The sequence below is a fragment of the Bradyrhizobium sp. LA6.8 genome (assembly GCF_040547935.1).
GTDB lineage: Bacteria > Pseudomonadota > Alphaproteobacteria > Rhizobiales > Xanthobacteraceae > Bradyrhizobium > Bradyrhizobium barranii.
This window is the reverse complement of sequence record NZ_JBEPQQ010000003.1, coordinates 1,089,183-1,105,053: the sequence shown is the minus strand read 5'-3', so window position 1 is coordinate 1,105,053 and position 15,871 is coordinate 1,089,183. Positions and strand designations below refer to the sequence as shown.

10 protein-coding genes are annotated in these 15,871 nt (G+C 63.0%); 9 read left to right on the top strand and 1 reads right to left on the bottom strand.

Annotated elements, in window-relative coordinates; genetic code table 11:
- Positions 1-35 precede the first annotated feature (35 nt).
- The 3 genes from rpoC to ABIA90_RS19125 all read left to right on the top strand — a co-directional run bounded on the left by rpoC (position 36) and on the right by ABIA90_RS19125 (position 8,654).
- Positions 36-4,232 carry a DNA-directed RNA polymerase subunit beta' gene (gene rpoC / locus ABIA90_RS19135; RefSeq protein WP_071912831.1) on the top strand — a complete coding sequence of 1,399 codons (4,197 nt, stop codon included), beginning with the start codon at positions 36-38 and terminating at the stop codon, positions 4,230-4,232.
- A 192-nt stretch (positions 4,233-4,424) separates the two neighbouring features.
- Positions 4,425-6,488, top strand: coding sequence for an FAD-dependent oxidoreductase (locus ABIA90_RS19130; protein ID WP_354099933.1), 2,064 nt, complete (start codon positions 4,425-4,427; stop codon positions 6,486-6,488).
- 132 nt (positions 6,489-6,620) lie between these two features.
- The gene (locus ABIA90_RS19125; RefSeq protein WP_071912834.1) at positions 6,621-8,654 is read left to right on the top strand and encodes an ABC transporter ATP-binding protein; all 2,034 of its coding nucleotides are present in this window, start codon (positions 6,621-6,623) and stop codon (positions 8,652-8,654) included.
- Here the strand turns inward: ABIA90_RS19125 and ABIA90_RS19120 are convergent.
- A complete protein-coding gene (locus ABIA90_RS19120) occupies positions 8,567-9,820 on the bottom strand; it encodes an FAD-dependent oxidoreductase (RefSeq protein WP_354117794.1) in 1,254 nt (417 codons plus the stop codon). The two genes, ABIA90_RS19125 and ABIA90_RS19120, sit on opposite strands and share 88 nt — an antisense overlap.
- Before the next feature lie 698 nt (positions 9,821-10,518).
- Between ABIA90_RS19120 and rpsL the strand changes: the two genes are divergently transcribed.
- The 6 genes from rpsL to rplC all read left to right on the top strand — a co-directional run bounded on the left by rpsL (position 10,519) and on the right by rplC (position 15,870).
- A complete protein-coding gene (gene rpsL / locus ABIA90_RS19115; protein WP_007603006.1) occupies positions 10,519-10,890 on the top strand; it encodes a 30S ribosomal protein S12 in 372 nt (123 codons plus the stop codon).
- Between the two features lie 15 nt (positions 10,891-10,905).
- Positions 10,906-11,376 (top strand): 30S ribosomal protein S7, encoded by a 471-nt coding sequence (rpsG, locus tag ABIA90_RS19110; RefSeq protein WP_063982575.1) that lies wholly within the window; start codon positions 10,906-10,908, stop codon positions 11,374-11,376.
- A gap of 30 nt (positions 11,377-11,406) precedes the next feature.
- Complete coding sequence (fusA, locus tag ABIA90_RS19105) at positions 11,407-13,479, top strand: elongation factor G (RefSeq protein WP_354117795.1); 2,073 nt, start codon at positions 11,407-11,409, stop codon at positions 13,477-13,479.
- Positions 13,480-13,519: 40 nt separating this feature from the next.
- Entirely contained in the window at positions 13,520-14,710 is a 1,191-nt protein-coding gene (gene tuf / locus ABIA90_RS19100) for an elongation factor Tu (RefSeq protein WP_063982577.1), read from the top strand.
- Between the two features lie 84 nt (positions 14,711-14,794).
- Positions 14,795-15,103, top strand: coding sequence for a 30S ribosomal protein S10 (gene rpsJ / locus ABIA90_RS19095; protein WP_002712302.1), 309 nt, complete (start codon positions 14,795-14,797; stop codon positions 15,101-15,103).
- A 53-nt stretch (positions 15,104-15,156) separates the two neighbouring features.
- Positions 15,157-15,870, top strand: a complete 714-nt coding sequence (gene rplC / locus ABIA90_RS19090) for a 50S ribosomal protein L3 (RefSeq protein ID WP_085405457.1) — start codon at positions 15,157-15,159, stop codon at positions 15,868-15,870.
- The last annotated feature ends 1 nt before the right edge of the window (position 15,871 follow it).

Here is a 15,871-nt window from a genome sequence, read left to right as displayed (position 1 = left end):
GCGGCCGTAGGCGACCGGCACGCGAGGAGAAGACGATGAACCAAGAAATTATGAATCTCTTCAACCCGACGACTCCGGCTCAGGTCTTCGACCAGATCCGGATTTCGATCGCGTCTCCTGAGAAGATTCTGTCCTGGTCCTACGGCGAGATCAAGAAGCCGGAGACCATCAACTACCGTACGTTCAAGCCCGAGCGCGACGGCCTGTTCTGCGCCCGCATCTTCGGGCCGATCAAGGACTACGAGTGCTTGTGCGGCAAGTACAAGCGCATGAAGTACAAGGGCATCATCTGCGAGAAGTGCTCGGTCGAGGTCACGCTGTCGCGCGTCCGGCGCGAGCGCATGGGCCATATCGAGCTCGCAGCCCCCGTCGCCCACATCTGGTTCCTGAAGTCGCTGCCCTCGCGCATCGGCCTTCTGCTGGACATGACGCTGAAGGATCTCGAGCGGATCCTCTACTTCGAATATTACGTCGTGCTCGAGCCGGGTCTCACCGCGCTGAAGGACCGTCAGTTGCTGTCGGAAGACGAGTATCTGAAGGCGCAGGACGAGTACGGCCAGGATTCCTTCACCGCCATGATCGGCGCAGAAGCGATCCGCGAGCTGCTCAAGGGCATGGACCTCGAGAAGCTCGAAGCCACCTTGCGCCTCGAGATGCAGGAGACCGACTCCGACATCAAGCACAAGAAGCTCGCCAAGCGCCTGAAGATCGTTGAAGCGTTCCGCCACTCCGGCAACAAGCCGGAATGGATGATCATGACCGTGGTTCCGGTGATTCCGCCGGACCTGCGTCCGCTGGTGCCGCTGGACGGCGGCCGCTTCGCGACCTCGGACCTCAACGACCTCTACCGCCGCGTCATCAACCGCAACAACCGCTTGAAGCGGCTGATGGAGCTGCGCGCGCCGGACATCATCATCCGCAACGAGAAGCGCATGCTTCAGGAAGCGGTCGATGCGCTGTTCGACAACGGCCGCCGCGGCCGCGTCATCACGGGTGCCAACAAGCGTCCGCTGAAGTCGCTCGCCGACATGCTCAAGGGCAAGCAGGGTCGCTTCCGTCAGAACCTGCTCGGCAAGCGCGTCGACTATTCGGGCCGTTCGGTGATCGTGGTCGGTCCCGAGCTGCGCCTGCATCAGTGTGGCCTGCCGAAGAAGATGGCGCTCGAGCTGTTCAAGCCGTTCATCTACTCGCGGCTTGACGCCAAGGGCCTGTCCACCACCGTGAAGCAGGCGAAGAAGCTGGTCGAGAAGGAGCGGCCCGAGGTCTGGGACATCCTGGACGAGGTCATCCGCGAGCATCCGGTGCTGCTCAACCGCGCACCGACGCTGCATCGTCTCGGCATCCAGGCGTTCGAGCCCGTGCTGATCGAGGGCAAGGCGATCCAGCTGCATCCGCTGGTCTGCGCCGCGTTCAACGCCGACTTCGACGGCGACCAGATGGCCGTGCACGTTCCGCTGTCGCTCGAAGCGCAGCTGGAAGCGCGCGTCCTGATGATGTCGACCAACAACATCCTGCATCCGGCGAACGGCCAGCCGATCATCGTGCCGTCGCAGGACATCGTGCTCGGTCTCTACTACGTCTCGATCATGCGTGAAGGCCTGCCCGGCGAGGGCAAGATCTTCGGCGACATGGCCGAGCTCGAGCACGCGCTGCACGCGAAGGTCATCCACCTCCACACCAAGATCAAGTATCGGTGGCAGGGCATGGACGAGACCGGCAAGGTCTCGACGCGCTGGATCGAGACCACCGCGGGTCGCGTCATGCTCGGCAACCTGCTGCCGAAGAACCCGCGGATTTCGTACGAGATCATCAACAAGCTGATGACCAAGCGCGAAATCTCGGGCGTGATCGACCAGGTCTACCGTCACTGCGGCCAGAAGGAGACTGTGATCTTCTGCGACCGCATCATGGCGCTCGGCTTCTACAACGCGTTCAAGGCCGGCATCTCGTTCGGCAAGGACGACATGGTCGTGCCGCACTCCAAGTGGAAGATCGTCGACACCACCCGTACGCTGGCGAAGGATTTCGAGCAGCAGTACAACGACGGTCTGATCACCCATGGCGAGAAGTACAACAAGGTCGTCGACGCCTGGTCGAAGGCCACGGAAGAAATCGCCAAGGCGATGATGAAGGAGATCTCCTCGACCAAGAAGACGGCGAGCGGGGCGGATGCCGACATCAACTCGATCTACATGATGGCTCACTCCGGTGCCCGCGGTTCGCCGGCCCAGATGCGCCAGCTCGCCGGCATGCGCGGCCTGATGGCCAAGCCGTCGGGTGAGATCATCGAGACGCCGATCATCTCGAACTTCAAGGAAGGCCTCTCGGTGCTCGAGTACTTCAACTCGACCCACGGCGCCCGTAAGGGCCTCGCGGACACCGCGTTGAAGACCGCGAACTCGGGCTACCTGACCCGTCGTCTCGTCGACGTGGCGCAGGACTGCATCATCACGCAGAACGACTGCGGCACCAAGCTCGGCATCAAGATGCGCGCCATCGTCGATGCCGGCACCGTGGTCGCCTCGCTCGGCTCGCGCATCCTCGGACGTACGGCCTGCGAAGACGTGCGTGACAGCTCGGGCAAGGTGATCATCAAGCGCGGTACGCTGATGGAAGAGAGCCATCTGGATGCCATCCACCAGGGTGGCGTGCAGGAGGTGAAGATCCGCTCGGCACTGACCTGCGAGCTCGTCAACGGCATCTGCGGCATGTGCTACGGCCGCGACCTCGCCCGCGGCACGCCGGTCAACCACGGTGAAGCCGTCGGCGTCATCGCGGCGCAGTCGATCGGCGAGCCCGGCACCCAGCTGACCATGCGCACCTTCCACATCGGTGGTGCGGCGCAGCTTAACGAGCAGTCGTTCGTCGAATCCAACTTCGACGGCAAAATCGTGATCAGGAACAAGGCCATCGCCCGCAACAGCGAAGGTCACCTGGTCGCGATGGTCCGCAACATGGTGATCGCGATCGTCGATGCCGACGGCACCGAGCGTGCGACGCACCGTATCCAGTACGGTTCGCGCCTGCACGTCGACGAGGGCGACACCGTCAAGCGCGGCCAGCGCATCGTCGAGTGGGATCCCTACACCCGTCCGCTGCTCACCGAAGTCGAAGGTACCATCGGCTTCGAGGATCTGGTCGAGGGGCAGTCGATCTCGGAAACGCTCGACGAGGCCACCGGTATCGCCAAGCGCGTGGTCATCGACTGGCGCTCGACCCGCGGCGGCGCGGACCTCCGTCCGGCCATCGTGGTCAAGGGCAAGGACGGCAAGGTGCTCAAGCTCGCCCGTGGCGGCGATGCCCGCTACATGCTGTCGGTCGATGCCATTCTCTCGGTCGACGTCGGAGCCAAGGTCAATACGGGCGACATCCTCGCCCGTGTCTCGACCGAAAGCGCCAAGACGCGTGACATCACCGGCGGTCTGCCGCGGGTGGCGGAACTGTTCGAGGCACGGCGTCCGAAGGATGCGGCGATCATCGCCGAAATCTCGGGCACCATCCGGTTCGGACGCGACTACAAGAACAAGCGTCGCATCTCGATCGAGCCGATGGACAAGACCGACGAGGCACGCGAGTACCTGATCCCGAAGGGCAAGCACATCCACCTTCAGGACGGCGACGTCGTCGAAAAGGGCGACTTCATCGTCGAAGGCAACCCGGCGCCGCACGACATCCTGGCGGTCAAGGGCATCGAGGAGCTCGCGGCCTATCTGGTCAACGAGATCCAGGAGGTCTACCGGCTCCAGGGCGTGCTCATCAACGACAAGCACATCGAGGTGATTGTCCGTCAGATGCTCCAGAAGGTGGAAGTCACCGACCAGGGCGACACGGACATGATCTCCGGCGAGCAGGTCGACAAGATCGAGTTCGACGCGCTCAACGAGAAGGCGAAGGAAGAGGGCAAGAAGATCGCTACGGGAACGCCGGTTCTGCTGGGCATCACCAAGGCTAGCCTTCAGACCCGGTCCTTCTTCTCGGCGGCCTCGTTCCAGGAGACCACCCGCGTCCTCACGGAAGCGGCGGTCAACGGCAAGGTCGATCCGCTCGAAGGTCTCAAGGAGAACGTCATCGTCGGCCGGCTGATCCCGGCGGGCACCGGCGCCTCCATGGCCAAGATCCGCGAAGTCGCGATGAAGCGCGACAAGCTGATCCTGGACGAGCGCGAGAAGCAGGCGGCCGTCGTGTCGCCGGCGCCGGAAGCGGAGCTTCCTGCGCTGCCTCCTGCGGAATAATGCTTCATCCGTAGGAATACCGAGGACAATGAAAAGGCCGGCGCAAGCCGGCCTTTTTGCTGCTTTGTTTGCCTGTTGCGGTGCAGGATCAACCTTTGTTCATCTTTCCTTCAGGCGCAAAAGCGCTTCTGCTAAGGGAAGTTAGACCGGTGGTCCCGTGACGGGGGCAGGGCCGGAGACCACGGAACTCATATGCTTGATCTCGCAATCGTAGGCGGCGGCCCCGGCGGGCTGATGAGCGCCTGGTACTTGAAGCGTAAGCTCGGCGACCTCTGCCGCATCACCATCTACGAGGCCTCCGACCGGCTCGGCGGCAAGATCGTCACGCGCAAATTCGATTCCGCGCCGGCGATGTACGAGGCCGGCGTTGCCGAGATCTACGACTACTCGATGACGGGTCCCGATCCGCTGCGCGAGCTGATCCAGCATTTCGGACTTCAGACCATTCCGATGGACGCCGAGCAGGTGCAGTTCGGCGGCGAGCTCCTCAACGACGTCGCGGGCATGCGCCGCAAATACGGCGCCAAGACTGCGGCTGCGATCGAGGCGTTCCGGAACCGCTGCGCCGAGGCGATGACGCCGATCGAATATTACGAGGGCGTCGGCGCGCACGACAACGAGAATCCCTGGGCCTACAAGACCGCCGAGCAGGTGCTCGACGAGGAGGTCGAGGACGAAACCGCAAAGCGTTTCTTCAAGGTGATGGCGCGCTCCGACATCGCGACCGAAAGCCACAACACCAACGGGCTCAACGCGCTCAAGAACTACCTGATGGATGTCGACGGCTATATCGGCCTCTATTCCATCCAGAACGGCAACGAGCAGCTGATCGAGTGCCTGCAGTCAGAGGTCAACGCCGACGTCCAACTCAATCACCGCGTGCTCACCGTCGGCAAGGCGCCGACCGGCCGCTACCAGCTCAAGATGATGAACGGCAAGGGGCCGGAGACGCGCGACTTCGACCTCGTGCTGGTCTGCCTGCCGCATTCGTGGCTCGCGACGATGGGCTGGGAAGGCGAGCAGCTCCGCAAGTCGATGGTCAAGCACGTCTCGTATTTCGATCGTCCCGCGCACTATCTGCGCGTCTCGATCCTGTTCGACACGCCGTTCTGGGGCGAGAAGATTTCCGGCGCCTGGTTCATGTCGGAAGCCTTCGGCGGCTGCTGCGTCTACAACGAGGGCGCGCGTCATGACGTCGGCAAGCACGGCGTGCTGAACTGGCTGATTCCCGGCTCCGACGCGCTGGCCTTCGCCAATCTGTCGGATCAGGAGCTGATCGACGCCGCACTGAAATCGCTGCCCGCCTCGCTCGGCGATGCGCGTTCGCATTTCGTGGAAGGCAAGATCCACCGCTGGCTGTCGTCGGTGAACGCCATCCCCGGCGGTCTGCCCGTGCGCGACGTCATGACCAATCACCGGCCGGAGCCGAAGGAGCATCCCGGCATCGTGGTGGTCGGCGATTATCTGTTCGACTCCACGCTGAACGGTCTGCTCGACTCCTCGGACGCGGCGACCGACATCATCCTGACCGAGATGATGCGCCTGCGCCGCGAGCGCGGACAGGAGGAGGGCGAGCCGGTCTCGGACAAGATCGACCGCGACTATTTCGAGAACTATCGCGGCCTCGGTCCCTACAGCGAAGCTTGGCGCCACTTCACCGATCCCGATTATCTCACCAAGCTGATCGGCATCGTCTGGGGCAAGGCCAAGGGCGCCAAGCTGCTGGTCGCGGGCTCGGCCAGCGGCGAATTGGTCGGCGCGCTGCGCGATCGCGGCATCGATGCCTTCGGCATCGAGAACAACCGCGCCATCCACGCCAGGACGCCGAAGGCGCTGAAGAAGTACAACAAGCTCGGCTCGATCACCGACATGCCGTTCAAGGATGGCGCCTTCGACTTCGTGTTCGAGACCAGCCTCTGCCATGTTTCCCCGAAGCAGGTGGTCCGCGCGATCCGCGAACTGAACCGCGTGGTCAAGACCGGCCTCGTGTTCGGCTCGATCACCTCGGACATGGCTTCGGTGGTGATCGACCGCTACGACCTGCTGCGCGGCGTCAAGAAGCTCGGCACGTGGTGGGAATGGTCCGAGCTGTTCTTCGGCAACGGCTTCGACCTGTCGATGCACCGCAAGGACTGCACCGATGCGCTCTGGGAGGCGACGCTTGCCGCCAACAAGGGCCCGGGCCAGTGGTACGCCGACGCCGACAGCCTGCGTTATTCCTTCTTCGACAAGGTCGAGGATGAGGACGACGACTAGAGACAGGATCGGACCGGCCTAGCCAATTGCTTTGCCGAATTCGTCATGATCGCATAGAATCGGTGCGATAGCGGTTGCCGCTATTTCCTGCTTTCTCCGCGGTCATGCCGGCCGTCAGCATCGGTTGGTTTCATGGCGTCTAAGCCCCTCCCGCCCGACAAACAGAAACTCGCCACGGAAGAGGCGGCCGAGCTCGACGACAAGCTTGTCCCAGTCAAGCCGGACCTCGAAGACGACGAGGACGACGAAGACGAGGAGGATGACGAGCTGGAGCTCGACGACGACGATGAGGACGAGGAGCTCGTCGTCTTTACCGCGCGCGAGGCCGCAGGCGCGCTCGCGACCATCCTGGGTTTCGTCAAGCCGTTCCTGTCCAACTACAAGCGGATGCTGTCATTCGTGGCGTTCGGCGTCTGCGTCGAGACGCTGTTCAACGTCATCATGCCGCTCAGCCTGAAGTACCTGATCGACGACGCGCTCGGCGAGGAGGATTTCCAGGCGCTCTACAAGATCCTCGGCGTGCTCGCGGTCGCCGGCATCTTCACCTCGATCGTGGCGGTCTGGTACGAGCGCTGGGACGCCAGGCTGGCTGCCTGCATCATCTCCGATGTCCGCAAGCGCCTGTTCGAGCATGTCCAGGACCTGCCGGCGGCCTATTTCGGCCGCACCAAGCGCGGCGAGATCCTGTCGCGCTTTTCCGTCGACCTTTCGGCCTTCGAGGGCTCGGTCAAGACCTTTGCCAACAGTGCAGCGCTGCCGTTCCTGGAATTGATCGCCGGCATCATCCTGATGTTGTTCCTGAACTGGCAGCTCGCCGCGGTCGCGCTGCTGGTGTTCCCGATCACGCTGATTGGGCCGCGCATCCTCACCCCGAAGGCGGTGCAGGCCAATTACGAGCAGAAGCAGAACGAGAGCGCGCTGCTCGGCATGGTGCAGGAGAATGTGGCCGCGCAGGCCGTGATCAAGGCGTTCAGCCTGCAACGCAAGATGTTCGGCTTCTTCAGCTTCCGCAACGACGAGACCCGCCGCAAGATCGCTTCGGCTGCGTTCCTGTCGACCATGGTGGAGCGGACGGTCACTATTTCGGTGCTGCTGCTGCACCTCGTCGTGCTCGCGATCGGTGCCTATCTGGCGACCAAGGGCCAGATCACCATCGGCACCTTCGTCACCTTCGAGAGCGCGTTCTGGGAGGTCTCCTACAACATCGCTCACGTGATGCACTTCATCCCGGTGTCGATCTCCTCGGCCGCCGCGATCCGCCACATGCAGGAGCTGCTGGACGAGCCGACGCGCGGCGCCGATCGTCCCGGCGCGCCCGATCTGCCGCGCATCACCAACGACATCACCTTCGACCACGTGACGTTCCAGTACGAAGGCAGCCAGACGCCGGTGCTGGACAATCTCAGCCTCAAGCTCAACGCCGGCAAGCGCATCGCCATCGTCGGCCCCTCGGGCTCCGGCAAGAGCACGCTGCTCAATCTGATCCTGCGGCTGTACGTGCCCAACGAGGGGCGCGTCGCCATCGACGGCGTCGACGTGCGCAAGGTGACGCTGGATTCGCTGCGCCGGAGCATGGCGGTGGTGTTCCAGGAGAACATGCTGTTCAACATGTCGATTCGCGAGAACATCCGGCTCGGCAAGGAAGGCGCGACCGACGAGGAGGTGGAGGACGCCGCCAAGAAGGCCGAGATCCACCGCTACATCATGAGCCTGCCGCAGCGCTACGACACGCCGGTCGGCGAGCGCGGCGATACGCTGTCGGGCGGCCAGCGCCAGCGCATCGCGATCGCGCGCGCGGTCATCCGTAACCCTTCCGTGCTGCTGCTGGACGAAGCCACCTCGGCGCTCGACCAGACCACCGAGGCCGCGATCAACCGCACGCTGCTGAAGGTCGCGAAGGGGCGCACCATGATCTGGTCGACCCATCGCCTGACCTCCGTGGTCGAGATGGACGAGATCATCGTGATCTCAGGGGGCAGGGCGATCGAGCGCGGCTCGCATGCCGAGCTGCTCGCCAGGAACGGCACCTATCGCAAGCTGTGGAACGACCAGATCCATCAGCCGCATGGCGCCGTGGCTCAGGCCGATGACGACAGCGACGATGACGACGAGGATGAAGACGACCTCGACGAGGATGATGAGGACGAGGACGACGAGGAGGCGTGACCGAGCAAGTTCGGCTCCAGATGAATTGCTCCTCCGAGCGGCCGCAGCAAGCCTTGAACTGACCAAGCGATGAAGCGCGCCCAGCGCTGCGCGGTCCAGTAGGGACTCGTCGCGGTCGAGACGGAGCGGAACTCGAACGCCTTCGCCGCCGACCATTCGTCGCAGGCCCGCTTGACCGGATCGGCGTAGAAGGTGGCGATCTTGGCCCCGTCCATCCCGTCGGAGGCGAGCCACTCCGGGATATGGAGGTTGCAGAGCCGCTCGACGTCGGTGAAGACCTTGTCACAGCCGGTGCCGGCGGCGGGGCAGGAGGTCGAGAACGCATCGCCCACCAGCACGAGGCCGGGCTGGCCGCTTGCGTCGTTCACATAGAGGTCGACCGGACGGATCTTGATCTCGCCGGCGATGTCGAAGGCGCCGGTGATGCGCTTGAGCCGGGGCAGGGCGGCGTTCAGCGTCTCGGCTGGCGCGCGGCGCAGCTCGCGCAGCCATGGGTCGTCGACGCCGCGATAGACGAACAGATTGGCGCGCATCCGCGGACCGGTCGGAAACAGTGTGATGTAGGGGATTCGGTCGCTCGGCCGCTCCGAGAAATAGGTCAGCGCCGGGAAGTCGAACGAATTCCGCCCCGCCGGCACCACGTCGAACCCGATCGAGATCGAATGGCAGGCGCTGATGATTTTTCGCGCGATGCCGAGCTGGTGGCGCAGGCCGACGTTCAGACCGTTGGCGAGAACGACCAGCCGGGCCGAGATCGTCTCCTCATTGGAGAGCGTGATCTTTTGCCGCTCCGGGCTCGTCTCGAGCGAGACCGCCTTGGCACAGATGCGCTCGACGCCAGCAGGGATCTCGTCGCGGACGGCGTTGACGAGCGAATCGTAGAGGATGTTGAACTGCCGACTCGGCGCCTTGTCGAGCAAACGGCCGAATCGGGCGATCCAGTTTTCGCCGGCAAAGGTCGCGCGGCGCAGCACCGATTCTCCGATTCCGGTCTTCAGGAATCGCTCGACCTGGACGTGACCACTGAGTTTTTCGACTCGAAAGTCCGCCGGATAGCTCTCATGCGGGTCGATCAGCACCGTCGAAATGCCGGCGCGGCCGAGCATTGCGGCGGCGGTTGAGCCGGACAATCCCCCGCCGATAATGGCAATGTCGGTGTAGCGCATGGTGCAAATCTCTGCCGCAGGCGGCAGATTGACGCATCAACAGGAAAAAAAGCCTTAGCAAGGGTTATAAAAGTACATTTAGCCCGGGTATAAATTGTTTTTGGGCTGGCGGAACAGGCGTCCTGTCCCCATATCCGGCAGGCGCGGTGAGTGCGGGCAAACGGCGATTTCGTCAGGTGGCAGAAGCGTTTTCTGACTGTCGTTTCACCTTGACTTGGCCGACTCTCACTTATAGAAAGCGCCTCACTTAACGACAGGCGGTGAGCATCGCCAGCGTCGGAACGGGCCACCCGTTGATCCGCAGGGATTAGATCCCCAAGGATCGGATCCTCAGGGATCGCTAAGACGGGCACCAACCTCGACGAATGCCGCTCAAACGCTGTCGATCATAGCTAGGCAATGCCAGTGCGATTTTAGGTCTCTTGAGCTCGTTCTCTTGAGATCGAATTCGGATGCATGACCTCGGTGCGCGGGCCGCAGCTTTATGCTGATTGGCCTGAAACTGCGGTCCTCTGTGGCGTCGTAACGCTTTCCGCTCGGTGATGGAGCGGTTGGCGCAATTTCGCTTTGTGCGGATTGTTCCGTGCGAGGCGACCTCGTCGGGCGGGTGGCCCGAAAAGAATTGCGGATCCGGCAACGGGCCGCGCCAAGACAGCGGACCCGGAAGGGACCGCGGCAGAACAAAGGGTAAGGCCAGGATGCCGACGATCAACCAGCTGATCGCTCAACCGCGTGAAGTGCAGAAGTCGCGCAAGAAGGTGCCGGCGCTGCAGCAGTCGCCGCAGAAGCGTGGTGTTTGCACCCGCGTCTACACCACGACCCCGAAGAAGCCGAACTCGGCGCTTCGTAAGGTCGCCAAGGTGCGCCTGACGAACGGCTTCGAGGTGATCGGCTACATCCCCGGCGAAGGTCATAACCTCCAGGAGCACTCGGTGGTCATGATCCGCGGCGGCCGCGTCAAGGACTTGCCCGGCGTGCGCTACCACATCCTCCGCGGCGTTCTGGATACCCAGGGCGTCAAGAACCGTAAGCAGCGTCGTTCGAAGTACGGCGCGAAGCGTCCGAAGTAAGCGGGAACCAGCTCAATGTCTCGTCGCCACTCAGCGGAAAAGCGCGAAGTTCTTCCCGATCCGAAGTTCGGGAACATCATCGTCACGAAGTTCATGAACTCGGTGATGTACGCCGGCAAGAAGTCGGTCGCCGAAGGCATCGTCTACGGTGCGTTCGGCATCATCGAAGCCAAGACCAAGCAGAGCCCCCTCGGCGTGTTCGAGCAGGCACTCGAGAACGTCATGCCGACGATCGAAGTGCGCTCCCGCCGCGTCGGCGGCGCGACCTACCAGGTGCCGGTCGAAGTTCGTTCGGTGCGCCGTCAGGCGCTGGGCATTCGCTGGCTGATCTCGGCCGCGCGCGATCGCAACGAGAAGACGATGACCGAGCGGCTCTCGGCTGAGCTGCTCGACGCCTCGAACAACCGCGGCAACGCCGTCAAGAAGCGCGAAGACGTGCACCGGATGGCGGAAGCCAACCGCGCCTTCTCGCACTATCGCTGGTAACGGCGAAACACGGAATCTAAGGATCAGCCCATGCCTCGCGTTCATGCCATAGAGAACTACCGCAATTTCGGTATCATGGCGCATATCGATGCCGGCAAGACCACGACCACCGAGCGCATCCTCTATTATACCGGCAAGAGCCACAAGATCGGCGAAGTGCACGAAGGTGCCGCGACGATGGATTGGATGGAGCAGGAGCAGGAGCGTGGCATCACGATCACCTCGGCTGCCACCACCGCATTCTGGGCCGGCAAGCGCCTGAACATCATCGACACCCCCGGCCACGTCGACTTCACCATTGAAGTCGAGCGTTCGCTGCGCGTGCTCGACGGCGCCGTCTGCGTGCTCGACTCGAACCAGGGCGTCGAGCCCCAGACCGAGACCGTCTGGCGCCAGGGTGACAAGTACAAGGTTCCGCGCATCGTCTTCGCCAACAAGATGGACAAAACGGGTGCCGACTTCTTCAAGTGCCTGGCCGACATCGTTGACCGCCTCGGCGCCAAGCCGATCGCGATCCAGCTTCCGATCGGTGCCGAGAACAACTTCACGGGTCTCGTCGACCTCGTGAAGATGCAGGGCATCATCTGGAACGATGAATCGCTCGGCGCGAAGTTCGACTATGTCGACATCCCGGAAGATATGGTCGAGCAGGCCAAGGAATACCGCGAGAAGATGGTGGAAGCCGCCGTCGAGCTCGACGATGATGCATTGGCTGCCTTCCTCGACGGCAAGGAGCCGGACGAAGCGACGCTGAAGCGGTTGATCCGCAAAGCGGTGCTGACCGGCGCGTTCTATCCCGTGCTGTGCGGCTCGGCCTTCAAGAACAAGGGTGTGCAGCCGCTGCTCGACGCCGTCGTCGACTATCTGCCGTCGCCGATCGACGTGCCCGCGATCAAGGGCACCGACGACCGCGGCAACGAGGTCGTGCGCAAGGCGGACGACAAGGAGCCGCTCGCGCTGCTCGCGTTCAAGATCATGGACGACCCGTTCGTCGGCACCATCACCTTCTGCCGCATCTACTCCGGCGTCCTGCAGAGCGGCACCGGTGTCGTGAATTCGACGCGCGAGAAGAAGGAGCGCATCGGGCGCATGCTGCTGATGCATGCGAACAACCGCGAGGACATCAAGGAAGCCTATGCCGGCGACATCGTCGCGCTGGCCGGCCTGAAGGAAGCGCGCACCGGTGATACGCTGTGCGATCCCGACAAGCAGGTGATCCTGGAGAAGATGGAATTCCCCGAGCCGGTCATCGAGATCGCGATCGAGCCGAAGTCCAAGGCCGACCAGGAAAAGCTGGGCGTGGCACTGGCGAAGCTCGCCGCGGAGGATCCGTCCTTCCGCGTGTCGACCGACCAGGAGTCCGGCCAGACCATCCTCAAGGGCATGGGCGAACTCCATCTCGACATCAAGGTCGATATCCTCAGGCGTACCTACAAGGTCGACGCCAACATCGGCGCGCCGCAGGTTGCGTTCCGTGAGCGCGTCACCAAGAAGGCCGAGGTCAAGTACACCCACAAGAAGCAGACCGGCGGTACCGGTCAGTTCGCGGAAGTGTCGATCGTGGTCGAGCCGAACGAGCCCGGCAAGGGCTACGAGTTCGAGTCCAAGATCGTCGGCGGTGCGGTTCCGAAGGAATACATCCCGGGCGTCGAAAAGGGCCTCAACAGCGTGATGAGCTCTGGTGTCGTCGCGGGCTTCCCCGTGGTCGACGTCAAGGTTCAGCTCGTCGACGGCAAGTACCACGACGTCGACTCGTCGGCGCTCGCCTTCGAAATCGCATCGCGCGCGGCATTCCGCGAAGCGCTGCAGAAGGGCAAGTCCGTCCTGCTCGAGCCGATCATGAAGGTCGAAGTGGTGACCCCGGAAGACTACACCGGCTCGGTCATCGGCGACCTGAATTCCCGGCGCGGTCAGATCCAGGGTCAGGACATGCGCGGCAACGCCAACGTCATCAACGCGATGGTGCCGCTCATGAACATGTTCGGGTACGTGAACAACCTGCGCTCGATGAGCCAGGGGCGCGCGACCTTCACCATGCAGTTCGACCACTACGCAGAAGCGCCGGCCAATGTGTCGGCAGAAGTCCAGAAGAAGTTTGCCTGATTGTCGTCGGTCTCGAACTGACGATTGAACGGAGAGTCAAATGGCCAAAGCAAAGTTTGAACGTAACAAACCGCACTGCAACATCGGCACCATCGGTCACGTCGACCATGGCAAGACGTCGTTGACGGCTGCGATCACCAAGATCCTCGCCGAGACCGGCGGTGCGACGTTCACGGCGTACGACCAGATCGACAAGGCGCCGGAAGAGAAGGCGCGCGGCATCACGATCTCGACCGCCCACGTCGAGTACGAGACCAAGAACCGCCACTATGCCCACGTCGACTGCCCCGGCCACGCCGACTACGTGAAGAACATGATCACCGGCGCCGCCCAGATGGACGGTGCGATCCTGGTCGTGTCGGCCGCTGACGGCCCGATGCCGCAGACCCGCGAGCACATCCTGCTCGCCCGCCAGGTCGGCGTGCCCGCGCTCGTCGTGTTCCTCAACAAGTGCGACATGGTCGACGATCCGGAACTCCTCGAGCTCGTCGAGCTCGAAGTCCGCGAGCTACTCTCGAAGTACGACTTCCCGGGCGACAAGATCCCGATCATCAAGGGTTCGGCGCTCGCCGCTCTCGAAGATTCCGACAAGAAGCTCGGCCATGACGCCATCCTCGAGCTGATGAAGAATGTCGACGAGTACATCCCGCAGCCGGAGCGTCCGGTCGACCAGCCCTTCCTGATGCCGGTTGAAGACGTGTTCTCGATCTCGGGCCGCGGCACCGTCGTGACCGGCCGTGTCGAGCGCGGCATCGTCAAGGTCGGCGAGGAAATCGAGATCGTCGGTCTGCGCGCCACGCAGAAGACCACGGTCACGGGCGTCGAAATGTTCCGCAAGCTGCTCGATCAGGGCCAGGCTGGCGACAACATCGGTGCGCTGCTCCGCGGCACCAAGCGCGAGGACGTCGAGCGCGGCCAGGTGCTGTGCAAGCCGGGTTCGGTCAAGCCGCACACCAAGTTCAAGGCTGAGGCCTACATCCTCACCAAGGAAGAGGGCGGCCGCCACACCCCGTTCTTCACCAACTACCGTCCGCAGTTCTACTTCCGCACCACCGACGTGACCGGTGTCGTGCATCTGCCGGAAGGCACCGAGATGGTGATGCCGGGCGACAACATCGCGATGGAAGTGCACCTGATCGTGCCGATCGCGATGGAAGAGAAGCTCCGCTTCGCGATCCGCGAAGGTGGCCGCACCGTTGGCGCCGGCGTCGTCGCCTCGATCATCGAGTAATTACGAGAATAGGGATTGGCGCGTAGCGAGTGTGACATTCGCTATTCGCTATTCGCCACCCCCCACTAAAGAGAGACCACGGCAATGAACGGCCAAAACATTCGTATCCGTCTCAAGGCGTTCGACCATCGTATCCTCGATACGTCGACCCGCGAGATCGTGAACACGGCGAAGCGCACCGGCGCGCAGGTCCGCGGACCCATTCCGCTGCCCACCCGCATCGAGAAGTTCACCGTCAACCGTTCGCCGCACGTCGACAAGAAGAGCCGCGAGCAGTTCGAGATGCGCACTCACAAGCGCCTGCTCGACATCGTCGATCCGACCCCGCAGACCGTCGATGCTTTGATGAAGCTCGACCTGGCCGCCGGTGTCGACGTCGAGATCAAGCTCTAAGATTTTTGGATCACGTTCGCGACTAGCGGACAGAAAGAACAGGAAGCACGCCGATGCGCTCCGGAGTGATCGCACAAAAGGTCGGGATGACGCGGGTCTTTACAGAGGCCGGCGAACATATCCCCGTGACCGTGCTGAAGCTCGGCAATTGCCAAGTCGTAGCCCACCGCACTGAAGAGAAGAACGGCTACGTAGCGCTCCAGCTCGGGTCTGGCAGCCGCAAGACCGTGTATCTGCCCAAGGCAGAGCGCGGCCAGTTCGCGGTCGCCAAGGTCGAGCCGAAGCGGCAGGTCGAGGAATTCCGCGTCTCCGCGGATGCGATGATCCCGGTTGGCGCCGAGATTCTCGCCGATCATTTCGTCGTCGGCCAGTTCGTCGACGTCACCGGCACCTCGGTCGGTAAGGGCTTTGCCGGCGGCATGAAGCGCTGGAACTTCGGCGGTCTGCGCGCCACCCACGGCGTGTCGGTCTCGCATCGCTCGATCGGTTCGACCGGTGGCCGTCAGGACCCCGGCAAGACCTGGAAGAACAAGAAGATGCCCGGCCACATGGGTGTCGACCGCATCACCACGCTCAACCTTCGAGTCGTTCAGCTCGATGTCGAGCGCGGCCTGATCCTCGTCGAAGGCGCCGTTCCCGGCTCCAAGGGCGGCTGGATCCGCGTGCGCGACGCTGTCAAGAAGCCGCTGCCGAAGGAAGCTCCGAAGCCCGGCAAGTTCAAGGTTGCTGGCGAAGCGGACGCCGCTCCGGCTGCGCAGGAGGCGTGAG